General features: G+C 68.5%; 21 protein-coding genes. 17 read left to right on the top strand and 4 right to left on the bottom strand.

Annotation, left to right across the window (positions count from 1 at the left end; all coding sequences use genetic code 11):
* Positions 1-170: 170 nt before the first annotated feature.
* Positions 171-1,799 (top strand): hypothetical protein, encoded by a 1,629-nt coding sequence (locus tag ACWPOC_RS24020; protein WP_455409438.1) that lies wholly within the window; start codon positions 171-173, stop codon positions 1,797-1,799.
* A gap of 40 nt (positions 1,800-1,839) precedes the next feature.
* On the opposite strand, the gene ACWPOC_RS24015 is transcribed toward ACWPOC_RS24020, so the two are convergent.
* Positions 1,840-3,438, bottom strand: a complete 1,599-nt coding sequence (locus tag ACWPOC_RS24015) for an FUSC family protein (RefSeq protein WP_455409437.1) — start codon at positions 3,436-3,438, stop codon at positions 1,840-1,842.
* Positions 3,439-4,061: 623 nt separating this feature from the next.
* On the opposite strand from ACWPOC_RS24015, the gene ACWPOC_RS24010 reads away from it, so the two are divergent.
* The 3 genes from ACWPOC_RS24010 to ACWPOC_RS24000 all read left to right on the top strand — a co-directional run bounded on the left by ACWPOC_RS24010 (position 4,062) and on the right by ACWPOC_RS24000 (position 7,406).
* Positions 4,062-4,757 carry a hypothetical protein gene (locus ACWPOC_RS24010; protein ID WP_455409436.1) on the top strand — a complete coding sequence of 232 codons (696 nt, stop codon included), beginning with the start codon at positions 4,062-4,064 and terminating at the stop codon, positions 4,755-4,757.
* 70 nt (positions 4,758-4,827) lie between these two features.
* Complete coding sequence (locus ACWPOC_RS24005; RefSeq protein WP_455409435.1) at positions 4,828-6,759, top strand: histidine kinase; 1,932 nt, start codon at positions 4,828-4,830, stop codon at positions 6,757-6,759.
* Complete coding sequence (locus ACWPOC_RS24000; RefSeq protein WP_455409434.1) at positions 6,756-7,406, top strand: response regulator; 651 nt, start codon at positions 6,756-6,758, stop codon at positions 7,404-7,406. The genes ACWPOC_RS24005 and ACWPOC_RS24000 overlap by 4 nt, the downstream gene beginning before the upstream one ends.
* An 8-nt stretch (positions 7,407-7,414) precedes the next feature.
* Here the strand turns inward: ACWPOC_RS24000 and ACWPOC_RS23995 are convergent, their stop codons facing one another.
* On the bottom strand, positions 7,415-8,131 hold the full coding sequence (locus tag ACWPOC_RS23995) for a GntR family transcriptional regulator (RefSeq protein WP_455409433.1): 717 nt from the start codon (positions 8,129-8,131) through the stop codon (positions 7,415-7,417).
* A gap of 98 nt (positions 8,132-8,229) precedes the next feature.
* Between ACWPOC_RS23995 and ACWPOC_RS23990 the strand changes: the two genes are divergently transcribed.
* The 8 genes from ACWPOC_RS23990 to ACWPOC_RS23955 all read left to right on the top strand — a co-directional run bounded on the left by ACWPOC_RS23990 (position 8,230) and on the right by ACWPOC_RS23955 (position 18,007).
* On the top strand, positions 8,230-9,360 hold the full coding sequence (locus ACWPOC_RS23990) for a TIGR03364 family FAD-dependent oxidoreductase (protein WP_230792109.1): 1,131 nt from the start codon (positions 8,230-8,232) through the stop codon (positions 9,358-9,360).
* A 40-nt stretch (positions 9,361-9,400) separates the two neighbouring features.
* Positions 9,401-10,072, top strand: a complete 672-nt coding sequence (locus tag ACWPOC_RS23985; RefSeq protein ID WP_230792110.1) for a phosphonatase-like hydrolase — start codon at positions 9,401-9,403, stop codon at positions 10,070-10,072.
* A 39-nt stretch (positions 10,073-10,111) separates the two neighbouring features.
* A complete protein-coding gene (locus tag ACWPOC_RS23980) occupies positions 10,112-11,080 on the top strand; it encodes a phosphate/phosphite/phosphonate ABC transporter substrate-binding protein (RefSeq protein ID WP_159416913.1) in 969 nt (322 codons plus the stop codon).
* Positions 11,081-11,082: 2 nt separating this feature from the next.
* Complete coding sequence (gene phnC / locus ACWPOC_RS23975; protein WP_120281174.1) at positions 11,083-11,895, top strand: phosphonate ABC transporter ATP-binding protein; 813 nt, start codon at positions 11,083-11,085, stop codon at positions 11,893-11,895.
* Complete coding sequence (phnE, locus tag ACWPOC_RS23970) at positions 11,892-13,481, top strand: phosphonate ABC transporter, permease protein PhnE (RefSeq protein ID WP_455409432.1); 1,590 nt, start codon at positions 11,892-11,894, stop codon at positions 13,479-13,481. Before phnC ends, phnE begins: the two co-directional genes overlap by 4 nt.
* On the top strand, positions 13,457-14,464 hold the full coding sequence (locus ACWPOC_RS23965; RefSeq protein ID WP_455409431.1) for a zinc-binding dehydrogenase: 1,008 nt from the start codon (positions 13,457-13,459) through the stop codon (positions 14,462-14,464). Before phnE ends, ACWPOC_RS23965 begins: the two co-directional genes overlap by 25 nt.
* A gap of 157 nt (positions 14,465-14,621) precedes the next feature.
* Complete coding sequence (locus tag ACWPOC_RS23960; protein WP_120281177.1) at positions 14,622-15,836, top strand: acetyl-CoA C-acetyltransferase; 1,215 nt, start codon at positions 14,622-14,624, stop codon at positions 15,834-15,836.
* Between the two features lie 23 nt (positions 15,837-15,859).
* The gene (locus tag ACWPOC_RS23955; protein WP_159416910.1) at positions 15,860-18,007 is read left to right on the top strand and encodes a 3-hydroxyacyl-CoA dehydrogenase NAD-binding domain-containing protein; all 2,148 of its coding nucleotides are present in this window, start codon (positions 15,860-15,862) and stop codon (positions 18,005-18,007) included.
* A gap of 94 nt (positions 18,008-18,101) precedes the next feature.
* On the opposite strand, the gene ACWPOC_RS23950 is transcribed toward ACWPOC_RS23955, so the two are convergent.
* The gene (locus ACWPOC_RS23950; protein WP_455409430.1) at positions 18,102-19,409 is read right to left on the bottom strand and encodes a class I SAM-dependent methyltransferase; all 1,308 of its coding nucleotides are present in this window, start codon (positions 19,407-19,409) and stop codon (positions 18,102-18,104) included.
* Positions 19,406-20,866, bottom strand: a complete 1,461-nt coding sequence (locus ACWPOC_RS23945) for an FAD-binding oxidoreductase (RefSeq protein WP_455409429.1) — start codon at positions 20,864-20,866, stop codon at positions 19,406-19,408. The genes ACWPOC_RS23950 and ACWPOC_RS23945 overlap by 4 nt, the downstream gene beginning before the upstream one ends.
* Before the next feature lie 149 nt (positions 20,867-21,015).
* Here ACWPOC_RS23945 and ACWPOC_RS23940 point away from each other — a divergent pair, with 149 nt between their 5' ends.
* The 5 genes from ACWPOC_RS23940 (at position 21,016) to ACWPOC_RS23920 (ending at position 24,686) form a co-directional block, all read left to right on the top strand.
* Entirely contained in the window at positions 21,016-21,450 is a 435-nt protein-coding gene (locus ACWPOC_RS23940) for an SRPBCC family protein (protein ID WP_120283886.1), read from the top strand.
* A 104-nt stretch (positions 21,451-21,554) separates the two neighbouring features.
* Positions 21,555-21,878 (top strand): YbaB/EbfC family nucleoid-associated protein, encoded by a 324-nt coding sequence (locus ACWPOC_RS23935; RefSeq protein WP_019290262.1) that lies wholly within the window; start codon positions 21,555-21,557, stop codon positions 21,876-21,878.
* A gap of 9 nt (positions 21,879-21,887) precedes the next feature.
* Positions 21,888-22,496, top strand: coding sequence for a recombination mediator RecR (recR, locus tag ACWPOC_RS23930; protein WP_016693177.1), 609 nt, complete (start codon positions 21,888-21,890; stop codon positions 22,494-22,496).
* The gene (locus ACWPOC_RS23925) at positions 22,493-23,092 is read left to right on the top strand and encodes a TetR/AcrR family transcriptional regulator (RefSeq protein WP_060653917.1); all 600 of its coding nucleotides are present in this window, start codon (positions 22,493-22,495) and stop codon (positions 23,090-23,092) included. The genes recR and ACWPOC_RS23925 overlap by 4 nt, the downstream gene beginning before the upstream one ends.
* A gap of 97 nt (positions 23,093-23,189) precedes the next feature.
* A complete protein-coding gene (locus ACWPOC_RS23920; protein WP_455409428.1) occupies positions 23,190-24,686 on the top strand; it encodes an MFS transporter in 1,497 nt (498 codons plus the stop codon).
* Positions 24,687-24,777 lie beyond the last annotated feature (91 nt).

The raw sequence follows: 24,777 nt of genomic DNA, 5'->3' as shown, positions 1-24,777 counted from the left end.
ACGAAATCGCAAAAGTGGAACACAGTGCACAACTAGCGTGGCGGGCACTGTGCACCGTTCTCGTTGACCGAGCACGGGCCGTAGCGGAAAGTTCCCCCAATACATCGAGTTCCCATTCACCGTCCACGAACACAGCCCGACTCGTTCCACCTCCTGTCGAAGGAATCGCCTTGGACGTACAACTCACCGCCGCGCACTGGGTCTACCTGGCCGGCATCCTCGTCATCCTGGCCACCATGGCCCTGCGGAAGAACATCGTCGTTCCTGCAGTCGTCGCAACCTTCCTGACCGCACTGACGTTCTCCGGCAGCATCGTCACGGGACTGTCGGCCATCTTCAACGCGAGCCTCGTCGCGGCGAAGGAACTGTTCAACATCTTCCTCATCATCGCGATGGTCACGGCCATGCTCGGCGCGCTGCGCCAGCTCGGTGCCGACCGGATGATGGTCGCGCCGTTCCGGCGGGTCATGCGTGCGGGCACCAGCAGCTTCCTCGTCCTCGCCGCGGTCACCTACGTGATCTCCCTGTTCTTCTGGCCCACTCCGGCGGTGCCCCTCGTCGGCGCGGTGCTCATCCCCGTCGCGATCCGCGCGGGCATGTCCCCGCTGTCGGTGGGCATGGTCATCGCGATCTGCGGTCAGGGCATGGCACTGTCCTCGGACTACATCATCAAGGTGGCGCCCGGTATCTCCGCATCGGCGGCCGGCGTCGAGGCCGACGCCGTCGCGGACAAGGCCATGGTCCTGTCCCTGATCGTCGGCGGCACGGCTCTGCTGATCACCTACCTCGTGCAGAAGCGGCACTGGCGTGCGCCGTCCCCCGACCTCCTCGTCGAGTGGGAGGCCGCAGCCGACCGCGGCATCGGGGACACAGCCGACCGCGGCATCGGCGACACAGCCGACCGCGGCATCGGCGACACCCGTGGTGGCGACGACTCCTCGGGTGGCGGGGGTGGCTCCCGTCCTCCGCGTCGGCCGGAACCGGCCGGTGGCCCCAGCGGCGGCGGAGAGCAGGCGGCGACGGCCACGGCGGTGCTCGTGGCGCCGTCCGACCCGAACGCCGACCCCGACGCCGAGGCGGAGAAGGAACGCCGCGGTACCGCGAAGGCGTTCGCGATGCTCGTGCCGCTGGCCTACCTCGCGTTCATCGTCTACCTGATGCTGGGCAAATTCACCGAGGTCGTGCCGCCGCTGCAGGGTGGCGACGCCGCCGCGATCGTGGGTGGGATCGCAGCGCTGATCCTGTTCGCCGCCGCAGCGTCGACCGACCGCGGAGGTTTCCTCGAGACCACTTCGGACCATCTGGTCGACGGCCTGGTCTTCGCCTTCAAGGCCATGGGCTGCGTCCTCCCGATCGCCGGCTTCTTCTTCATCGGCAATCCGGAGTTCGCGGGACCGATCCTCGGCATCTCCGCCGACGCCGCGGGCCCGGCGATCCTGTTCGACCTCGTGACCACGGTGCAGTCGCACCTTCCGCAGAACGCCTTCATCACGTCCTTCGGCATCCTGCTCATCGGCCTCGTCGCCGGACTCGACGGGTCCGGATTCAGCGGACTGCCCCTCACCGGCGCGCTGTCGGGTGCTCTCGGCCCCGCCGTCGACGTCGACCCCTCGACGCTCGCGGCGATCGGTCAGATGGGCAACATCTGGGCCGGTGGCGGCGTCATCATCGCCTGGTCCTCGCTGGTCGCGGTGGCCGGTTTCGCCCGGGTGCCCGTGCTCGATCTCGCCCGCAAGTGCTTCCTGCCGGTGATGGCGGGGCTGATCCTCTCGACCGTCTTCGCAGTCCTGGTGTTCTGACGACGGCGCGTGTTCCGACGGAAACGACCGGGTCCCTGCTTCAGGGGCCCGGTCGCTCCGGCAGGGTCAGGATCCGGTAGCCGAGTTCGTGGAGTCGGCGATGCTCGGTCCACCGGTCCCGGGTCCACGCCGGCTCGGTGTGCGCGGCGATGACAGCCGCGGTGGTGGAGGCGTGCAGGTCGAACTCGAGGTCGCGGCGCAGTTCGGGCAGTTCGCGTGCGTCCGTCGACGCGGCGATCCTCGTGACGGCGTCGCGGACGCGGCCGTCGGCGAAGACGAGGACGCGGCGGTGGGCCCGGGGAAGTACGCCCCACAGCACCGCGAGCGCGACGAGGACGCCGACAACGGTCTCGAGGAAGCGGTCGCGCGCGACCGTCATCAGATCGCCGGGGGCGCCCAGCCCGCCGAGGACGACGACGAGCGGGGTGATGAAGACCATCGCCAGGCCGTAGTTCCGCACCAGGAACATCTCGGTGCCGGCCATCACCGCGGCCAGCACCACGACGAGGGCGACCCCACCGGGATGGAAGGGCGTCAGGCAGGCCACCAGGACGAGCCCGAGCACGGTGCCGAGGAAGCGGTGCGCCGCCCGGTATGAGCCGAGGATCCTGTCCGGTCCCTGATGCAGGATCATCGCGGCCGTGATGACCGCCCAGTCGGGGCGTCCGACGCCCAGCGCGATGGCGATCGTCCCGGCGAGAGGTCCCGCGACGAGCAGGCGCACGGCGATCGTCGCCGACCGGCTGCGGAGGTGCGCGGCGCGCGCGAGGCGGTACCGCACGGAGGGGCGTCGCAGCGGGGTCCGCAGTCGCAGATCGTCCTCCGGAACCGCCTCGTCCCGCGGACGCTCGTCCAGTGTCTCCGCGCATCGGAGGTGCGCCGCGCGCAGCGTCTGCTCCAGCGGATGCCCCGAATCGACGAGTCCGGCGTCGTGCAGGCACTGCCAGGCCGCGTGCAGATCGTGGACCGCGGCGCGGCGATTGCCGGGTGAGTTCTCCTCGAAGACCGCGTCGACGGCGGAGACCGCAGCGGCCACCGCGATGCGTTCCGGAGTTCGCGGCCGGACCGGGGCGCCGGACAGGGAGACCACGACGGCCGTCCCCGCGCCGATCGCGGTCCAGGCAGTGACCGTCGGGACGGACACTCCCAGTGCGGGGAGAGCGGACGCGATCTCGAGGGACAACAACATCAGGAAGGCGCCGGGCGCACCCATCCGCAGCGCGTCGACGACGAAGGCGCACCCCGCGACGGTCGCGGTCATCGCCGCGACGACCAGCAGGTACCACCACGCAGACCCGCCTGCGGCCAGTTCGTGGTGGACGACCGAACCTGCGAGGGCACCGATCGTCGCCAGCGTGACGAGCACCGTCCCGATGACGGCGACCGCTCGGGCACGGACGCGATAGGGGCGTTGCTCGCCGTAGACGACGGCGAAGGCGCCGAGTGTGGCGATGGCGGAGACGGCGCCGAATCCGAGGGCGACGCCCACGAGACCGGGCACCGCGACCGTGGCGGCTGCACGTGCGGCGCCGGGCCACCGGCGTCCCTGCCGGGGAACCGACAGCATCGCCGTCCGCAGCGGGGCGGGTGTGGGCAGCGGCAGGTCGACGACCCGATGATCTCCGCTCGCTTCCGCCACGTCGTATCACCTTAGGAACCGACGGGGCACTGCTCACCGTCGGCAGGCGCGCATGAGGCGCAGGTCACTGGGCTGATCCGCCGCATTCTCCGACGGAATATTCGACCCGGAATTCCGCGGCGTTCGAATTGCGAACGTATCGAATTCGCCGGTGGAAAATGCGTCGACTCGCATATTTCTCGTAAATAGGATAGAAGAGGGGAGCGCCTGTTTCGAAGTCGGGGGAAATTCGCCCGGCCCCGTGAAAGGACATTCCATGACACTCAATGTTGTGCTGTTGTTACTGGTACTGGCTGCGGCCTTCGCGTCCGTCGCCGCTCTTCATTCGGCGGACGAGCGCCGCACCCGAAATCCCTGAGTGAATTCGGGGCGACGCGGATCCGGCAGCCCACGGAAATGTCCGCGTCGACATCCTCCGGTCGTAGGGGAGGTTGTGCGCGTTTTCGTCGGGAGAATCGCACACAACCTCCCCTCGGTTGTGGTAGGCACACGGTGCCTGCCCGGGAGAGCGCGAACTGTGATCCCGGAAGGTCGGGACAGCCGTCCCTTCCACCCGGGACACCGGGCACCGGATCGTTCCTTCCACGACGCGCAGGGCGTCGCACCGATCCGAAGGGACCCTCATGAACACTCTCGGCACCGAGACCGAACCCCTCGCGCCGATCGCGCCCGACCGTCGTGGCCCCGGTTCGCTCTGGGCGTGGACGGGTGCGGTCGCCGGACTCGCCGGCGTCGTGGGCATCCAGGCGAGCATGGCGATGGGCGCGGCGTACAACGAGCGCACCGCCGGCAACGCGATGGCGATCATGACCGAGTTCGCCGGGCAGCGCACGGCCATGCTCGTCATGCACCTGACGCTGATGGTGTCGACGACGCTGCTGCTCGTCTTCGCTGCCGGACTGCAGCGCCGGCTGCGCGCCGGCACTCCGGAGTTCAGCCTCGTGCCGACGGTCGCGGCCTTCGGCCTCGTGCTCACCTCGGTCGCGACCCTCATGGGCACCGGACTCGACACCGAGCTGCTGTTCGGTCTCGGCAACACCGATCGGATGGTGCCCGAGGTGGCAGTCTTCGCCTCGCACTGGATGGGCACCATCCCGTGGCTGTGGATCGGTGCCGGCGTGAGCGGTGTCGCGGTCGCGGTGGCGGCCCTGCGGCACCGCGCGGCGCCCCGGTGGATCGGTTGGGCGAGCATCGTTCTCGGTGGCCTGACACTGCTCCTCGGCATCTCCCCCCTGCAGTACATGGCGGGCTTCACCGGCCCGGTGTGGGTGCTGGTGGCCGGAGTCGGATTCGCCCTCGCGGACCGGCGTGCACGTTAGTGCCACTGCGAGCGGCCCAGCGGCGTATACCTGCCGCATCAAGGACACAGTGGTGCATACTCACCGCACCATGAAGGACGCAGTCGCGACGAACGGATCGGCGGGTACCGGGGCTCCGGTACCCGCCGCCGTCGTGGCCGTCGCCTCCTGGCTGCTCGCCGTCGCGGCCGTCGTCGTGTTCGTCGCGGCACGGCCCGCGCTCGATTCCGACCAGCTGTTCTTCCTCGTCGACATCGTCGGAGCCGCCGTCTACGGGACGGTCGCCGGCGTGGTCCTCGCCCGCCGGGTCCACGCCGTGCCGATCCTGTTGGCCGTCGCGTCGATCGGCGTCGGTGTGGCAGCGATGTCCTACAGCTGGACCCAGCTCGCCCTCGTCCGCCCCGAACTGCCCGTCGGATTCCTCGGTCCGCTGCAGAACACCACCTGGATCCCCGGGACACTCGCGTTGTTCCTGGTGGTGCCGTGGCTCGTCCGCGACCGTCGGGCCGATCCCGTGGTGCGGGCCGGGATCGGCGTCGGCGTCCTGACGATCGCCTGGTTCTTCTGGGCCCGCACCTTCACCGACATCGCCGACATCTGGTTCGTCGGACCCGTTGTGGCCGTGGGGTTCCTGACCGCCGGGCACGTCGAGTGGCGTCGCCGTCACGCCCCGGCGGGCGAACGATCCGGGACGGGATGGCTCGCGCTCGGCAGTGCTCTGATGACGGCCTCGTACATCCCCCTGGCGGTCCCGGACGTGCCGTGGATGCTCACACCGCTGCTGCACCTCGCGACGCAGGCCTTCTATCCCGTCGCGATCCTCGCAGTCGTTCTGCGCCAACGACTCTGGGGCATAGACCTCGCGGTCGGTCGCGCCGCGCTCGCCGGCAGTCTCACCGCCGTGCTCGTCACCTGCTATCTCGCGGTGACGGTCGCAGTGTCGCTGGTGCTTCCGAACGAATCGGTCTTCGCCCAGGCGGTCGCCGCCACCGCTGTCGCCCTGGCCGTGCAACCCGCGCGGATATGGCTCGACCGGAAGGTGCACCGCCTCGTCTACGGCGACGGCGTCGACCCGGCACGCGCCGTGCGGATCCTCGGGCGGCACTTCGCCGGTGCCGCTTCGCCCGACCTGCTGTTGGGCGAACTGGCCGCCGGCATCGGTACCGCACTGCGCCTCGAATCGGTCGAGGTGCGCCGCGGCGGCGACGTGATCGCACGCTGGGGGACCGCGACCGGACCCGTCGAGGAGGTGCCGGTCGGTGACGGCGACGCCACCCTCGCCGTCACCGCACCCCCGGGCGAATCGCTCGGAGCACGCAGCCGACGGGCGCTCACCGAACTCGCGACCGTCGTCGACGCCGGGCTCGTCGTCCTGCGGTCGGCCGAGGACCTCGAAGAAGCACGTCGCCGCCTCACCGAGGTGAGACTCGAGGAACGCCGCACCATTCGCCGCGAACTGCACGACGGCCTCGGCCCGTCGCTCGCCGGGGTGCGGCTCGGCCTGCAGGGCGCACGCAATCTCGTCACCACCGACCCGGACGCCGCGGCCGGACTCGTCGACGAACTGCTCCGCGAACTCGACCGGCAGGTCGACGGTGTGCGCGAACTGTCGCGCAGTCTGCTGCCCCCGGTCCTCGACGAACTCGGCCTCACCGCCGCACTCGACGAACTCGTGATCACCCACGCCCGCGCGGGATTCCGCGTCGACCTGCGGTCCGACCTCCCCGCCGGGATGTCCGGCCCGATCGCGTGGGCCGCCTACGGCATCGCCTCCGAGGCGATCATCAACGCACGACGGCATTCCGGTGCCGACGAATGCACCGTGCGGGTCGCGGCGGAGGGCGACGTGCTGGTCCTCGACATCGTCGACGACGGACGAGGACTGACGGCCGACGTACGCGTCGGTGTGGGGACGCAGAGCATGCGGGAGCGGGCCCGGGAGGTCGGAGGAACGGTGGGTATCGAACCCGGCGACCCGCGCGGTGTCGTGGTGCGGGCACGGCTACCCTGGTCCGAATCATGAGCGACAACGGAGCGATACGCGTTGCGGTCGTCGACGACCATCCCGTCTTCCGCCTCGGTATGGCGGCACTGCTCGGCACGCTCGAGGGGATCGACGTCGTGTGCCAGGCGAGTTCGGTGGGGGAGGCGCTCGAGGTCGTGACCGGCGACGTCGACGTCGTGCTCATGGACATCGAACTCGGCGACGGGTCGGGGATCGACGCGACCCGCAGCATCCTCCGGAAGTCGCCGGGGACCCGGATCCTGATGGTCACGATGCACGAGGACGAGGACATCCTCGTCGCGTCGATCCGTGCCGGTGCGTCGGGTTATCTCGTCAAGGGGGCCGATCCGTCGGGGGTCGAACGGGCGATCCGGGCCGTGGCCGACGGCGAGATGATCGTCGGTGCGGCGGTCGCGGCGAAAGCCCTTGCAGCGGTCGCGACCTCCCGCAACACATCGGCGGCCTTCCCGGATCTGACCGAACGGGAGCGGGAGATCCTCGACCTCGTGGCCCGCGGACTCGACAACGCCGCGATCTCCCGCCGGCTCGTGCTCAGCCAGAAGACGGTGCGCAACCACGTATCGAACATCCTCGGCAAGATCGGTGCGGCCGACCGGGCGAGCGCGATCGTCCGTGCGCGGGAAGCAGGCCTGGGCGTCGACTGATCTGCCGCTCAGGGAGTGACGGTCGTGACGAACGACATCCGGTCGCCGCGGTAGAGCGACCGGCGGTGCTCGATCGGGACGTCGTTCTCGTCGTAGGAGATCCGCTCGAGCAGCAGCATCGGTGTGCGGGTGTCGGCGTCGAGCAGCGCCGCCTCGCGCGCATCCGGCAGCGTGGTCTCGATCCGCTCGACCGCCCGCGCGAAGGTGATTCCGTAGGAACGGATCGCGGCGTACAGCGACGACGACGGATCCAGCGTGCGGCGCAGATCCGGAAAGCGTTGTGCGGGAAGGCGCGTGCGTTCGAGCCCGACATGCACTCCGTCGGTGAGCAGGACGCGTTCGAGTTCGAGGACGGGATCGCCGGGTTCGAGACCGAGACGGCAGGCCAGTTCGTCGTCGGCGACGAGGTCGGTCCACGCGACGAGCACACGTCCGGCACTGCGCCCTTCGAGCAGGGCGGCCTCGGTGTAGGAACCGATGACGAGGGGCTGGACGATCTTGGGTCCGGCGACGACGGTGCTGCGCCCCCGCCTTTCGATGCGGCCATCGACGAGCAGTTCTCGCAATGCCTGACGGACGGTTTCGCGGGCGACGTCGAATCGGGTGGCGAGATCGCGCTCGGAGGGGACCTGATCTCCCACGCTGAGCTGGTCGAGAAGGCACTCGACCTGGCGGCGCACGACCTGGTGCTTGAGGGTGCGCGTTTCGCGAACGACGGTGGCCACACATCCAGCGTAACCGAATTCCGGTCTATACCAACTGTTCACCGGGCGTTCGCCGAACCATCCCCATATGGTCTAGACCATCCGCCACTGTCGTCCCCATGCGAATCCTGATCATCGGTGGCGGCATCCTCGGCACCGCACACGCCGACGCCGTCGTCCGTCGCGGACACGACGTCCTGCACCTCGAACGCGAACCGGAAGCGCGCGGCGCCACCGTGCGGAACTTCGGACTCGTCTGGGTCTCCGGCCGCACACGCGGCGAACTCGACGCCACCCTGCGGTCCCGCGAGCTGTGGGAGGACCTCGGCGCCCGCGTTCCCGACGTCGGTTTCCGAGCGAACGGTTCGCTGACGCTGCTGCGCACCGACGCCGAGGTCGCCGTCGCCGAGGAAGCGATCGCACGCGACGACGCGCAGCGACGGGGATTCGCCCTGCTCGATGCGGACGAGACGCGCCGCCGTAACCCCGCGCTACGCGGCAAGTTCCTCGCGGCACTGCACTGCAGCACCGACGCCACCGTCGAATCCCGCATCGCGCTCCCGGCGATCCGGCAACATCTCGCCACCTCGGGCCGCTACCGGTTCCTGCCGTCCACCGAGGCCCGGGACGTCTCCCGCACGCCCCACGGGACCGTGAAGGTGCGCGACGACCACGGCACCGTGCACGAGACCGACCTCGTTCTCGTCTGTCCCGGCGCGACACTCGGTGGCCTCGCCCGCGACCTCGCCGGCGACCTGCCGTTGCGCAGGGTCCGGCTGCAGATGATGCAGACCGCACCGCTCGGCGAAGACCTCACCACGTCGATCGCCGACGGCGACAGCCTGCGCTACTACCCGGGATTCGCCGGTACCGCCCTCGACGACCTCACCGCCTCCGAAGAGCAACGACCCGTCGCCGCACGGCATCGCATGCAGTTGCTGTGCGTCCAGCGCCTGCACGGCGGCCTCACCATCGGCGACACCCACGCCTACGACGAGCCGTTCGACTTCGACGTCGACGAAGAACCCTACGACCACCTCGTCGCGGTGACGGAGGAGTTCCTCGGCCGCCGACTGCCGCGCGTCGTCCGGCGCTGGGCCGGTGTGTACAGCCAGTGCATCGACCCCACGGCGCTCGTGCACCGCACGAAGGCCGACGAGGACGTGTGGGTCGTCGCCGGTCCGGGTGGCCGCGGTATGACCCTCGGCCCCTATCTCGGCGAGGAGACCGCCGACCTTCTCGGCCTCTGACATCCCGGAACGGGACGCCCCGAAACCCTTGGAGAAGAACATGACCATCCGACTCGCCGTGCTCGACATGGCCGGAACCACCGTCGCCGACGACGGACTCGTCGTTCGCGCATTCGACGAGGCGGCCACCGCCGTCGGCCTTCCCGCGAGCGGCCCGGACCGGGACGACGCACGCCGATACGTCCTCGACACCATGGGGCAGTCGAAGATCGTCGTATTCCGCGCACTGTTCGGCAGCGACGAACGTGCCCGGATCGCCAACGACGCCTTCGAACGCGCCTACGAACGATTCGTCGACCAGGGCGACGTCTCCGCCGTCCCCGGCGCCGAGAAGTCGATCACGCAGCTGCGTGAGGCCGGCGTGAAAGTCGTACTCACCACCGGATTCAGCCGATCCACCCAGGACAGGCTGCTCGATGCACTCGGCTGGCGCGACCTCGCCGACCTCGCTCTCACGCCCGCCGACGCCGGTCGCGGACGCCCCTACCCCGACATGATCCTCACCGCCCTGCTGCGCACCGGTACCGACGACGTCCGTGACGTCGCCGTCGTCGGGGACACGGCAGGAGACATCCTGTCCGGTCTGCGTGCCGGCGCCTCCGTCGTCGCCGGAACCCGCACCGGCGCCCACGACGAGGCGACGCTCCGCGAAGCCGGAGCCACACACGTTCTCGACTCGATCGCCGATCTGCCTGCTCTGCTCCTCGCTTGACCCCCGACGCCTGACCCCCGACACGAAGGACACCCCCCCATGCGTTCCCTGTCGTCCCGGCGCGCCGTTGCCTGTGCCGGTCTCGCCGCCGGACTCACCCTCGCCCTGACAGCCTGCGGTGGTTCGGATCCCGACGCGCTCACCGAACAAGGCTTCCCCGAAACCCTCACGCTCGGTGCGATTCCGGCCGAGAACTCGTCCGACCTGAAGGCGAGTTACGAACCGCTGCTGAAGATGCTCGAGGACGAGACCGGATCGACCGTCGAGTTCGTCCAGGCCTCCGATTACGCGGGCGTGGTCGAAGGCATGATCGCCGACAACGTCGATCTCGCCTTCTTCGGTCCCTTCGCGTACGTCGTCGCACAGCTCAACGGCGCCGACACCACCCCACTCGGCGCCGTGGTGCAGGATCCGAGCGCCGAACCCGGTTACCGCTCCTACGGTCTGACGCAGTCCGGCAACTCCGGGATCGACAGTATCGAGGACTTCGCGGACAAGGACGTGTGCTTCGTCGATCCCGGTTCGACGTCCGGATTCCTGTACCCCTCGGCAGGACTCATCGAAGCGGGAGTCGTCGGATCGGGAACCGAGCAGGATCTCGTCGCCGGCCTGACCCCCGTCTACGCCGGCGGACACGACGCCTCCGCACTGGCGATCGCAGCGGGCGACTGCGACGCCGGCTTCGCGTTCGACACCATGGTCGACAAGACCATGATCGAGAGCGGCGACCTCCGGGAAGGCGAACTGAAGAAGGTCTGGGAATCCGAGACGATCGCCGGATCCCTGTTCGTCGGCGACAATTCCCTCGGCACCGAGGTCGTCGAACGACTCGCCGGCATCCTCACCGAGAAGGGCAACGCCGACTACCTGCGCGCACAGGGATACTGCGACGGCGAATGCCGCATCACCGACGAACGTGCCTGGGGTGTCGTGCCCGCGACCGACGCCGACTACGACGGGGTACGCCACGTCTGCGAGATCACCGGCTCCGAGAAGTGCAAGGGCTGACGATGAACATCGATCCCACCCACCAGGTCGCCGGCGACGATCTCGTTCTCTCCGCCCGCGGTGTCACCAAGGAATTCGGCACCACCACCGCGCTGTCCGGCGTCGATCTCGACGTCCACCGCAGCGAACTGGTCGTGCTGCTCGGCCTGTCCGGCTCGGGGAAGTCGACCTTCCTCCGGTGCCTGAACGGTCTGCACCCCGTCACCGAGGGCAGCATCGACGTCTCCGGGACGCGGGTCGATCTCGCGTCGCGCCGTGAACTGCGGTCGCTGCGCAGGAACGTCGGATTCGTCTTCCAGCAGTTCAATCTGGTCGGACGGCTCAGCTGCCTCGAGAACGTACTCATCGGCGGACTGGGCAGACTGTCGCTGCCCCGCTACGGGGCACTCACCTACCCGAAGGCCATGCGTGTCGAGGCGCGGGAGCATCTCGACCGGGTCGGTCTCGCCGACCTCGCGGACCGGCGCGCCGACACGCTTTCGGGAGGCCAGCAGCAGCGCGTCGCGATCGCGCGGACCCTCATGCAGCGGCCCACGGTCCTGCTCGCCGACGAACCCGTCGCCTCCCTCGACCCGGAGAACGCCGGCGTGGTCATGGACCTGCTGTTCCGGGTGTGCATGGAGGACAAGCTCACCGTCGTGTGCACGCTGCACCAGGTCGACCTCGCACTCGGGTGGGCACACCGCATCGTCGGTCTGCGCGACGGCCGCAAAGTGCTCGATCGCCCCGCGGTCGGTCTCTCGCGCGACGAGGCCATGGAGATCTACCGGCGCGTCGAGCCCGCCTCCGACCCGCTCGGAGCCGGGTCGGCATGAGCATCCTCGCCCCACCCCGCACCGAGCCGACTCCCCACGACGCCGGTCGCGGCCGCCGGCGGACGATCACCGCCGGGTGGGCGATCATCGCGGTCGCCGTCCTGGCATCGGCCGCGTATATCGATTTCGCGCCCGCGACCCTGCTCGACGGGCTCGATTCGACGGCCGGCCTGATCGAACGCATGCTGCCGCCGCGGCTCGACGATCCGGGCCGCATCGGTGTCCTCGCCCTCGAGACGCTGCTCATGGCGGTGCTCGGCACCGTCCTCGCGGCGGTCGCCTCGATCCCGCTCGCATTCCTCGCGGCACGCAACACGACACCGCATCCGGTGCTGTATCGCATCGCCCGCGCCGTCATCACGTTCTGCCGCGCCATGCCCGACCTGCTGTTCGCGGTCCTGTTCGTCCGCGCACTCGGAATCGGCGTGCTCCCCGGTGTTCTCGCGCTCGCGCTCCATTCGATCGGCATGCTCGGCAAGTTGTTCGCCGACGCGATCGAACAGACCGACGCCGGGCCGCGGGAAGCCGTGCGCAGCACCGGCGTCGGGTACGCCCGCGAGATGATCAACGCGGTTCTGCCGCAGGTCGTTCCGTCCTGGACCGCGAACTTCGTCTACCGCATCGACATCAACCTCCGAACCTCCGTCGTCCTCGGTTTCGTCGGTGCCGGCGGCATCGGGTTCGCGCTGCAGGACGCACTGCGCGGACTGGTCTATCCACGAGCGCTCGGAATCGTGTGCGTGATCCTGGTGATCATCGCCGCGATGGAGGTAGTCGCCATCCTCGTCCGGCGCGCCCTGCTCACCCCCTCCGCGAACGGTCCCGGACGCGAACGTGTCTCACGTATCGCCTTCTCGGCCACCGTCGTGGGAGCCACGGTACTCGCCCTGATCACTCTCCGTATCGACCCGCGCGAGCTGTTCACGTGGATCGGTCCGTCCCTCGAGGTCTTCACGCGTCTCGTGCCGCCGGACTTCGCCGCGGTGGGATGGGATCTCGCCGACGCGGTGCTGCAGACCCTCGCGATCGGTGCGGTCGCGACCGCCGTGGGCGCGGCGCTGTCGTTACCCTTCGGAATCCTGGCTGCGGGCAACGTGTCGCCGCATCCCACCGTCTACGCATCCGCACGCGCCGTGATCCTCGTCGTGCGGGCCGTCCCCGAACTCGTCCTCGCGGTGATCTTCGTGGCCGCTATCGGACTCGGCCCCGTTGCCGGTGCATGCGCGCTCGCCGTCGGATCCGTCGGATTCCTCGGCAAACTCGTCGCCGACGCCGTCGAGGAGATCGACTCCGGTCCGCTCGACGCGGTCCGCGCCGTCGGTGGCGGATGGTGGAAGACCTTGTTCGCCGCGGTGATTCCCCAGGTGGTTCCGTCCGTCGTCGGTTCGACGCTGTACCTGCTCGACGTCAACATCCGCACCTCGACCGTTCTCGGTGTCGTCGGTGCGGGAGGCGTGGGATTCCTTCTCTTCGAAGCGGTCCGGACGCTGAACTTCGAATTCGCCGGTGCGATCGTGGTCATCGTGTTCGCCGTCGTGTACGTCATCGAAAGGGTGTCGGGATGGATCCGCTCGAAGGTCGTGTGAGCCGCACGGCGGTGTGGACGGGAGCGGACATCGAGATGCGAGAGGTACCGGTACCGGCCCTGCGTGACGGCGACGTGCTCGTCCGTGTCCGGCTCGCCACGGTGTGCGGGAGCGATCTGCACACCGTGTCCGGACGACGCTGCGGCCCGGCGCCGTCGGTTCTCGGACACGAAGGGGTCGGGGAGATCGTCGCGGTCGGCCCGCATGCCACCTCGGACGTGGGGGAGCGGGTCGTGTGGAGCGTGACGCGCGTGTGCCACGACTGCGACCGCTGCCGATCCGGGCGCACGGCCAAGTGCAGATCGGTGACGAAGGTCGGTCACGAACCGTTCGCCGGGCCGTGGCCGTTGTCGGGAACGTACTCCGAGTACATCGTCCTGCCCGCGGGCACGGAACTCGTGCCCGTCCCGGACCTGCTGCCCGACGTCGTCGCAGCTCCCGCCGCGTGCGCGACCGCCACTGCCGCCGCGGTGATCGATGCGGCCGGCGACCTCGCAGGACGCCGGGTCGTGGTGTGCGGTGCCGGAATGCTCGGTGTCACGGCCGTGGCCATGTGTGCGGAGGCCGGTGCCGAGGTCGTGGTCCTCGACGTCGATCCCCGGCGCACGGCGTGTGCCGGACGATTCGGAGCGGTCGCCGACAACGGTGGTCCCGTGGACGTCGCCCTCGACTTCTCCGGGTCGTCGGAGGCGATCGCCTCGCTCGTACCGCGCCTGGACATCGGTGGCCGCGTCGTCCTCGCCGGGTCGGTGGCTCCCGCCGCCGCAGTCCCTGTCGATCCGGAGGCGATCGTGCGCGGCTGGCTCACCATCAGCGGGGTGCACAACTACGAACCCCGGCACCTGCACGAGGCCGTGACGTTCCTGACCCGCACGGTCGCCGTCCACCCCTGGGCCGAGCTCGTCGACGCGCCCGTTCCCCTCGCTGCGCTGGGAGAAGTCCTGCACAGAGGACGCGGCCTGCGGGCAGCGGTGGCTCCGTAGACGGTTTCCGGACGTTCGGTTCGGTCACGGACACCGATCGCTTCGGTCCTTACCGCCGAGGGCGTCCGCTTCTACCGTGGGGGAGGTTGGGCACGGCGGCCCTCTGCAGGGCCGTGGGTGCCATCGCTCCGCAAGCACGGGAAGGAACCTGCGCACTGTGACCACCGAGGCATTCATCTATGAAGCCATCCGAACACCACGCGGCCGAGGCAAGAAGACGGGGTCGCTGCACTCCGTCAAGCCGATCTCCCTGGTTACGGGCCTGATCGACGAGCTGCGTGTTCGCTTCCCCGACCTCGACGAGAACCGCATCTCCGACCTGATCCTCGGTGTCGTCGGCCCCGTCGGCGACCAGGGTGCCGACATCGCCCGCACCGCGGTCACCATCGCGAACCTGCCGGTCACCACCGGCGGCGTCCAGATCAACCGCTTCTGCGCGTCGGGCCTCGAGGCCGTCAACATGGCTGCGCAGAAGGTCCGCTCGGGCTGGGACGAGCTCGTCCTCGCCGGTGGCGTCGAGTCGATGTCCCGCGTGCCCATGGGCTCCGACGGTGGCGCGTGGATGCTCGATCCCGCCACCAACTACGACAGCTACCTCGTTCCCCAGGGCATCTCCGCCGACCTCATCGCGACCATCGAGGGCTTCACCCGCGAGGACGTCGACGCCTACGCACTGCGTTCGCAGCAGCTCGCGGCGGCAGCCTGGTCCGGCGGTTACTTCTCCAAGTCGGTCGTCCCGGTCAAGGACCAGAACGGTCTGACCATCCTCGATCACGACGAGCACATGCGCCCCGACACCACCCTCGAGGGTCTGGCCAAGCTGCAGCCGTCGTTCGCGACCATCGGTGAGATGGGCGGTTTCGACGCCGTGGCGCAGCAGAAGTACCACTTCGTCGAGAAGATCGACCACGTCCACCACGGCGGCAACAGCTCGGGCATCGTCGACGGCGCGGCACTCGTGCTCGTCGGTTCCGAGCAGGCCGGCAAGGACCTCGGTCTGACCCCGCGTGCCCGCGTCGTCGCCACGGCCACCTCCGGTGCCGACTCGACGATCATGCTCACCGGCCCCACACCGGCCGCGCACAAGGTTCTCGCCGCGGCGGGCCTGACGGTCGACGACATCGACCTGTTCGAGATCAACGAGGCCTTCGCCTCGGTCGTCCTGAAGTTCCAGAAGGACCTGAACATCCCGGACGAGAAGCTCAACGTCAACGGCGGCGCCATCGCGATGGGCCACCCGCTCGGCGCCACCGGCGCCATGATCACCGGCACGATGATCGACGAGCTCGAGCGCCGCGGAGCCAAGCGCGCCCTCGTCACCCTGTGCATCGGTGGCGGCATGGGTGTGGCCACCATCATCGAGCGCGTCTGACACCGGAAGGAATTCGAACAACAGTGAGCGACAACATGATTTCCTGGGAGAAGGACGCCGACGGCATCGTCGTGCTGACCCTCGACGACCCCAACCAGGGCGCCAACACGATGAACGAGCTGTACAAGGCGTCGATGAAGGCCACCGTCGACCGCCTGTACGAGGAGCAGGACTCCATCACCGGCGTGGTGATCACCTCCGCGAAGAAGACCTTCTTCGCCGGCGGCGACCTGCGCAACATCATCGCGATCGGCCCCGACGACGCGCAGGCCGCGTTCGACGAGGTCCAGGGCATCAAGGCCGACCTGCGTCGCCTCGAGACCCTCGGTAAGCCCGTCGTCGCCGCCATCAACGGCGCGGCTCTCGGTGGCGGTCTCGAGATCGCTCTCGCGACGCACCACCGCATCGCCGCCGACGTCAAGGGCGTCCAGATCGGTTTGCCCGAGGCCAGCCTCGGCCTGCTCCCCGGTGGCGGTGGTATCACCCGCACCGTGCGCCTGCTCGGCATCCAGACCGCTCTGCTCTCGGTTCTGCTGCAGGGCAACAAGTACAACGCTGTCAAGGCCAAGGAGATCGGCCTGGTCCACGACGTCGTGGGCAGCGTCGAGGAGCTCGTCCCGGCCGCCAAGGAATGGATCAAGGCCAACCCCGAGGGCGGCGTCCAGCCGTGGGATGTCAAGGGCTACAAGATCCCCGGTGGCACCCCGTCCAGCCCGGCCTTCGCCGCGAACCTCCCGGCCTTCCCCGCGAACCTGCGCAAGCAGATCAAGGGCGCCCCGATGCCGGCTCCGCGCGCCATCATGGCCGCCGCCGTCGAGGGCTCCCAGGTCGACTTCGACAACGCCTCGACCATCGAGTCGCGGTACTTCGTCGAGCTCGCCACCGGCCAGGTCGCGAAGAACATGATCCAGGCGTTCTTCTTCGACATGCAGTCCATCAACTCGGGCGCTTCGCGTCCGAAGGACGTGCCGAAGCGGGAGATCAAGAAGGTCGGCGTTCTCGGCGCCGGCATGATGGGCGCGGGCATCGCGTACGTCTCCGCCAAGGCCGGTTTCGAGGTCGTCCTCAAGGACGTCACCCTCGAGGCCGCCGAGCGTGGCAAGAACTACTCGGAGAAGATCGAGGCCAAGGCCCTCTCGCGTGGCAAGACCACCGAGGAGAAGTCGAAGGCTCTGCTCGACCGCATCAAGCCGACGGCCGACGCCGCCGACTTCGCGGGCGTCGACTTCGTCATCGAGGCAGTCTTCGAGAACACCGAGCTCAAGCACAAGGTGTTCCAGGAGATCGAGGACATCGTCGATCCCGACGCGCTGCTCGGTTCGAACACCTCGACGCTGCCCATCACCGGTCTCGCGACCGGCGTCAAGCGTCCCGAGGACTTCATCGGTATCCACTTCTTCTCGCCGGTCGACAAGATGCCGCTGGTCGAGATCATCAAGGGTGAGAAGACCTCCGACGAGGCCCTGGCCCGCGTGTTCGACTACACGCTCGCGATCCGCAAGACCCCGATCGTCGTCAACGACAGCCGCGGCTTCTTCACCTCGCGCGTGATCGGCACGTTCGTCAACGAGGCCATCGCCATGCTCGGCGAGGGCATCGAGCCCGCGACCATCGAGCAGGCCGGTTCGCAGGCGGGCTACCCGGCTCCGCCGCTGCAGCTGACCGACGAGCTGAACATGAAGCTCATGCAGAAGATCGCGAAGGAGACCGAGGAGGCCGCCAAGCAGGGCGACACCAAGCTCGGCACCACGCGGCATCCCGCACTCGACGTCGTCGACTGGATGATCGAGCAGGGCCGTCCGGGCCGCCTCGAGAAGGCCGGTTTCTACGAGTACGACGAGAACGGCAAGCGCCTGGGCATCTGGCAGGGCGTGCGCGATCACTACAAGACCGAGGCGACGCTCGATGTGCCGCTGCAGGATCTGATCGACCGCATGCTCTTCGCCGAGGCGATCGAGACCCAGAAGTGCTTCGACGAGGGTGTTCTCGAGACCACCGCCGACGCCAACATCGGCTCGATCCTCGGCATCGGCTTCCCGGCCTGGACCGGTGGTGTCGCTCAGTACATCGTCGGCTACCCGGGTGGCAAGGAAGGCTTCGTCAAGCGCGCCGAGGAACTCGCCGCCAAGTACGGCGAGCGCTTCAACCCGCCGGCGTCGCTGCGCAGCTGACGCACACGACGGTTGCACGGGAAGGGCTCCCGACGCCACGGCGTCGGGAGCCCTTCCCGTTCGCGCTCTTCTGTTGTCGTGCCGACGGGGTCGGCTAGGCGACCCACCAGGGGCGCAGCGGCGTCTGCGGCTTCTTGTCGTCACCGAGCTTGACCGCGAGCACCTGGTGCAGCTGCACCACGTTGCGTTCGAAGCCGAGGCGCGAGCCGGCCATGTACAGACCCCACAGGCGGGCCGTGCCTTCACCGACCTCGGCAACGCAGGCCTCCCAGTGCTTCTCGAGGTACTCGCACCAGCCCTTCAGCGTCAGGGCGTAGTGCTCGCGCAGGTTCTCCTCGTGCATCACCTCGAAGCCGATGTTCTGCGCCTCGGTGATGATGCGACCCGAACCGGTGAGCTCCCCGTCGGGGAAGACGTACCGGTCGATGAACCCGCCGGCCTTGGCGCGGGTGTTGTTGGTCGGCCGGGTGATGCAGTGGTTGAGCAGCAGACCGCCCACCCGCAGCTTGCCGTGGAGGAACCGGAAGTAGGCCGGATAGTTGGCGACACCGATGTGCTCGGTCAGGCCGATCGACGAGATGGCGTCGAATCCTTCCTCGGGCACGTCGCGGTAGTCGGAGTGCCGGACCTCCGCCAGGTCGCTCAGGTCCTCCTCGACGATGGCCTTCTGCGCCCACTCGGCCTGCTCCTTGGAGAGCGTCACACCGAGGGCCTTCACGCCGCGCCGAGCGGCGTAACGCACCATTCCGCCCCAGCCGCAACCGATGTCGAGCAGACGGTCGCCCGGCTTCAGCCGCAGCTTCTCGAAGACCAGACGGTACTTGTTCTCCTGGGCATCCTCGAGGCTCTGGTTCTCGGATTCGAAGACGGCGCAGGTGTACGTCATCGAGGGCCCGAGGACGTACTCGTAGAACTCGTTGGACACGTCGTAGTGGTGATGGATGACCTCGGCGTCGCGCGACTTCGAGTGCCGCAGGCCCTCGGCGATGCGGCGCCAGCGCGGCAGGTGCTCCTGCGGCGGCGGTGCGATCGGCTTGAGCAGTTCGGTGCCGAGCGACCGGGCGATCTGCGCGAGGATACGTGCCGGGGGACGCTCGAAGTGCAGGTCGCCGAGCGAGGCGAGCAACTCGTAGGGGTTGCCGGGATGCACTCCCTTCGCCTGGAGATCGCCCGAGATGTACGCCCGTGCCATACCCAGATCGCCGGGGGCCGTGGCGATGTACGTCGCGCCCTTGGGCGATGCGAGATGCAGACCGTAGGGAGAGTCCTCGGGGCCGGCCGCCGATCCGTCGTAGGCGGTGAAGCGCAACGGCATGTCGCCGCCGGTCACGATCTCGACGATCTGGGCGAGTGCGAGCTTGTCCTCGGTGGACCGATCGTTCTCGGTCTTGAATATGGTCACTTTCGTTGCACCGCCTTCGAAAACAGGTCCAGTAGACGGGACCGAGGGTCGTATTTCTGCTTGAGAGCGGGGTATTCACCGCCGCCGTAATAAAGTTTCTCGAACTCGTCCTTCGAGTAGTAGGAGTCCGAGTAGAGCGATTTGTGCCCGTCGAGTTCGGCGACCTTCTTCTCGATCGACCGGTTGGCGGCGCCTTCCTCGGCGCCGGGCACGATGGGAACGGACGACCAGAACCCGACGTTCACATAGGCGCGTTTCGGCTCGAGCGGGTACAGCGGCCACGGGCGCTGGGCGTCCGAGGTGTTCGGACGACCGGTGTCCGGAGACGACTCGATGTCGCGCAATTTCAAGGGGCACAACCAGATCGGCTCGATGGGGATCTCGTCGAGGAACCACTCGACGAATTCCTGCGTGCGTTCGAGCGGGACCTCGATGTCCTGCACGACTCGCTCGCGGGGCGGATTGCCCTTGCGTGCCTCGATCCGGTCGGCCACCGAGTACTTGTGGTCGAGTGCGATGAGCTTCCAGTAGAAGCTGCTGCGCAGCAACTGCTTCGGCCACAGCCGACGGATCTTCGGGTTCTGGGCACCGAAAGCTCGTGAGCACCAGAACCAGTCGGTGTCCCACCGCCACAGATAGTCGCGGATCGTGAGCCGATCCTCCTTGGGGCGGTTGACGGAGACGTGCTGGATCGACCGGTAGTAGATGTCCTGCCCGGTGTAATCGCTGACGGGGCCCGGCTCGTCGGTCTGCGTGCCGAGCGTCAGGTAGCTCTCGGTCGCGGAGAAGACGACGCCGTCGAGGTAGTCGACCGGCGTGCCGTCCCAGATCCGTTCGTCGACGATCCGCGCGAGAGCGGACTGCAGAGCGGCGATCGTGTCGAAACGCAGGTGACGTAGCGCGACGAAACGCTTCACCGGTTCGAGTTCGATGCGCAGGCGCGTGGCGTACCCGAGCGAACCGTACGAGTTGGGGAAGCCGTGGAACAGATCGGCGTGCTCGCCCTCGGGGCGGGCCGTGACGATCTCGCCGGACCCGGTGAGGATGTCCATCTCGAGCACCGACTCGTGGGGGAGACCGTTGCGGAAGGACGTCGACTCGATGCCGAGCCCGGTGACGGCGCCGCCGAGTGTGATCGTCTTCAGCTGCGGGACGACCAACGGTGCGAGGCCGTAGGGCAGGGTCGCGTCGACGAGGTCCTCGTAGGTGCACATGCCGGCGACGTCGGCGGTGCGGGCCTGCGGGTCGACGGAGATGACACCGCCGAGGCCGGAGACGTCGAGTCCCGGCGCGTTCACCGCGGCGCGGGCTCGGAAGAGATTCGACGTCTTCTTCGCGAGTCGCACGGGCGCGTCGGCCGGAATCGCGCTGTACGAGCGCAGCAGGCGATCTACACCCTGGCGGTGTACCGCCTCCCCGTACGGGACCTTCACACCTGACGATCTCGGCATCTGCATTCGACTCCTTCGGAGCGGCGCATCAGTAGGCACGTCCACAATAGACCCGGCGGTCGCATCCGTCCCGGAACGCGCAGGGCAGGATGGATGCTGTCGTCACAGGCACATTCGAGCCCGCATCAGCAGGGAAGAAGCAGAAGGAGTCGTTCATGGCACAGGTCAGCGCAAGCAGTTCGATCCAGTTGGCGGCAGCTCCCGAGGCGGTGCTCACCGCCCTGGCCGACTACGAGACCGTGCGCCCGCGCATCCTCACCGAGCACTACCGCGACTACCGCGTGATCTCCGGCGGCCGCGGCGACGGCACCGTCGTGCACTGGATCCTCCAGGCCACGGAGAAGCGTCAGCGCGACGTGCAGGCCACCGTGTCGGTGAAGGGCAGTACCGTCACGGAGACGGATGCCAACTCCTCGCTCGTGACGACCTACAGCGTCGTGCCGAACGGGACGGGTTCGACGGTCGTGGTGCTCACGCAGTGGCAGGGCGCCGGTGGCGTCAAGGGTTTCTTCGAGAAGACGTTCGCGCCGCTCGGCCTGAAGAAGATCCAGCAGCAGGTGCTCGAGAACCTGAAGAAGGAAGTCGACTGAGCCCGGTTCCGTCGACCTCGGCGTCTGTGCCGACCCCGATGCGCGGCGACTAGGCTGGCATCACAAACGTGCAGAAAGGACGTGCCGTGCAACCCGGTGGTGGAATGCCCGACATGCAGCAACTCCTCGCTCAGGCCCAGCAGATGCAGCAGCAGCTCGTCGCTGCGCAGAACGAGATGGCGCAGGCGGAGGTCACCGGCCAGGCCGGCGGTGGCCTCGTGACGGCGACGGTGAAGGGCACGGGCGAGGTCGTGTCCGTGAAGATCGATCCGAAGGTCGTCGACCCCGAGGACGTCGAGACCCTGCAGGATCTCGTGGTCGGTGCGATCGCCGACGCCTCGGCGAAGGCTCAGGAGATCGCGGCCGAGAAGCTCGGTCCGCTCGCGGGTGGGCTCGGCGGCGGTATCCCCGGCCTGCCCGGTTTCTAGAGGTCGGCGTTGTACGAAGGACCGGTACAGGACCTCATCGACGAGCTGGGCAAACTTCCGGGCGTCGGCCCGAAGAGTGCCCAGCGCATCGCGTTCCACCTGCTCTCGGTCGAGCCGCCCGAGATCGACCGCCTGCAGGCGGCGCTGCAGCGGATCCGCGACGGCGTGCAGTTCTGCGAGGTCTGCGGAACGGTCTCCGACCAGCAGCGTTGCCGCATCTGCTCCGATCCTCGCCGCGACCGCACGGTGATCTGCGTGGTCGAGGAGCCGAAGGACGTGCAGGCGATCGAACGCACCCGTGAGTTCCGGGGGCGCTATCACGTCCTCGGTGGTGCGCTCGACCCGCTCAACGGCGTCGGCCCCGACCAGCTGCACATCCGCGAACTGCTCACCCGCATCGGCAATCAGGAGGACGGCGTCGACGTCTCCGAGGTGATCATCGCGACCGACCCCAACACGGAGGGCGAGGCGACGGCCACCTATCTGGTGCGCATGCTGCGCGACTTCCCGGGGCTGAGCGTCACCCGTCTGGCCTCGGGTCTGCCGATGGGTGGCGATCTCGAGTTCGCCGACGAGCTGACACTCGGACGGGCGTTGTCGGGGAGGCGGGCGATGTGACCGTGCGCAGCACGGAGGCATCGCACCGTGGTGAGCCCGAGAAGCGTCGCCGGACTTCCGACGAGACCAGGAAGTTGATCATCGACGCTGCGGGGAAGGCGTTCGCGACGCGCCCCTACCGCGACATCACGCTCAAGGACATCGCGGAGGAAGCGGGGGTCAGCGCACCGCTGATCATCAAGTACTTCGGCTCGAAGGAGCAGTTGTACGAGGAGCTCGTCGACTTCCAGTACGGCGCGCAGGTGCTGTTCGACGGCCCGCTCGAGAGCCTGGGGGAGCGGATGGTCGCGATGCTCGCCCGCCCGCTCGAGCCCTACAAGCCGTTGTCGATGAACATCCTGTTCATGAGCGGGGGCAGCGAGGAGAGCAACCGCATGCTCCGCGACAACTACTCCGCGCAGATGGTCGACGCGCTCGCCGCGCGGCTACCGGGGCCGGATGCCCGTCTCCGGGCCGAGCTGGCGATGTCGGCGGTGATGGGGTTGGCGATCATGCGACGCCGCATGATGCAGGAGCGCGCGACCGGCACGGTCGAGGAAGTCGTGGCCATGTACGCGCCGCTGGTCCAGCGGTTGCTCGACGGAGACGGTTCTTAGCAGCACGAATGACCTTGGTCACTCCTCTTGAGGGTAAATAGCCGTTCACCTAATGTGGTGAACGGCTATTTACCTGTTTGTCGAGGAGGGGGTGTCGATGTCGATCTCGCTCCCCCTACGCCTGCACGTGGCGGGTAGGTCCGCCTCCGCGCCGACGCGCTCGGCGTCCGGAACGAAGAAGGCGAGCGGACCGGCGGAGAAGAAGACGCGTAACCTGCGGCATCTCGTCTTCCCGGTTCTCGCGGTCGGTGCCGTCTTCCAGGCCATCATGCAGACCGTCATGGTCCCGCTCCTGCCGAGCATGCCGGGTTTCACCGGCGCCGGACCCACCGCCGTGTCGTGGCTGGTGACGAGCACCCTGCTGGTCGGTGCGGTGATGACGCCCATCTTCGGCCGTCTCGCCGACATGATCGGCAAGAAGCGGATGCTCCTCACCGCGTTCTCGCTCATGACCCTCGGCTCGCTGATCTGCGCGCTGACCTCGGACATCGGACTGCTCATCGTCGCCCGTGGCCTGCAGGGCGCCGGCGCGGCGGTGCTGCCGATCGGCATGGCGATCCTCCGCGAGGTCCTGCCCCGTGAGCACGTGGAGCGCTCGATCGCGATGCTCAGCTCCACCCTCGGCATCGGCACCGCGGTCGGCATCCCGTTCGCGGCCGCCATCGTCCAGTTCGCCGACTGGCACCTGCTCTTCTGGATCACCGCCGCCATCGGCGCCGGTGTCGCCCTCGCGGCGTGGATCGTCATCCCGGAATCGGACACCCGCACCGGCGGTCGCTTCGACGCTGTGGGCGCCGCCGGCCTGTCCGCCGCCCTGGTGTGCCTGCTCGTGCCCATCACCCAGGGCAGCACGTGGGGCTGGACGAGCCCCGCGGTGCTGCTCTCCTTCGCAGCGTCGGTGCTGCTGTTCGTGCTTTGGGGCGTGCAGCAGCTGCGCAACCGCAACCCGCTCGTCGACCTGCGTGTCTCGGCCCACCGTTCCGTCCTCGCGCCGCACCTGTCGGCACTGCTCGTCGGGTTCGCCTTCTACGGCAACACCCTTATCACCACGCAGCTTCTGCAGGCGTCGTCCGAGCACGGAGCCGGATACGACCTGACCATCCTCCAGGCCGCGGCCTGTCAGCTCGCCGCGAGCTTCGCGATGATGATCTTCGCGATCGTGGCCTCCCGGATCACCGAGCGTTTCGGACCCAAGATCACGATCATGACCGGCGCGGTCTTCCTGCTCGCCGGTTACAGCGTCCACGCGGTGCCCGGCAAACCGCTGTGGCTCGTGGTCGCCGCCATCTTCGTCGCGGCCATCGGCACGTCGCTCGTGTACTGCACGCTGCCGGTGCTCCTGCTCGGCGCGGTGCCGCTGTCGCAGAACGCCGCGGCGAACGGCGTCAACGTCCTGCTCCGCACCGTGGGCAGCACCGTCTGCAGCGCGGTCGTCGCCTCGGTGCTCGCGGCCCACACCCTCGGAGGCGGGCTCGGCATCGGCACCGCGGGCTTCGTGATCGCCTATCTCGTGTGCGCCGGCTGCGCCGTGGTCGTCTTCGTCTCGGGCTTCGCGCTCCCGTCGAAGCAGGCCCTGCGGCCGGTCGGGAACTGAGCCCGGCACGCTCCTGCCGGAACAGTTACGGCCCCGCACCCCGGTGATGAAACCGGAATGCGGGGCCGCCCCTCCTGTCCCCCAGGCCTGT

It is taken from the genome of Rhodococcus sp. 5G237, assembly GCF_053764735.1.
The sequence above is the reverse complement of the archived record's forward strand: the minus strand, read 5'-3'. Positions and strand labels throughout refer to the sequence as shown.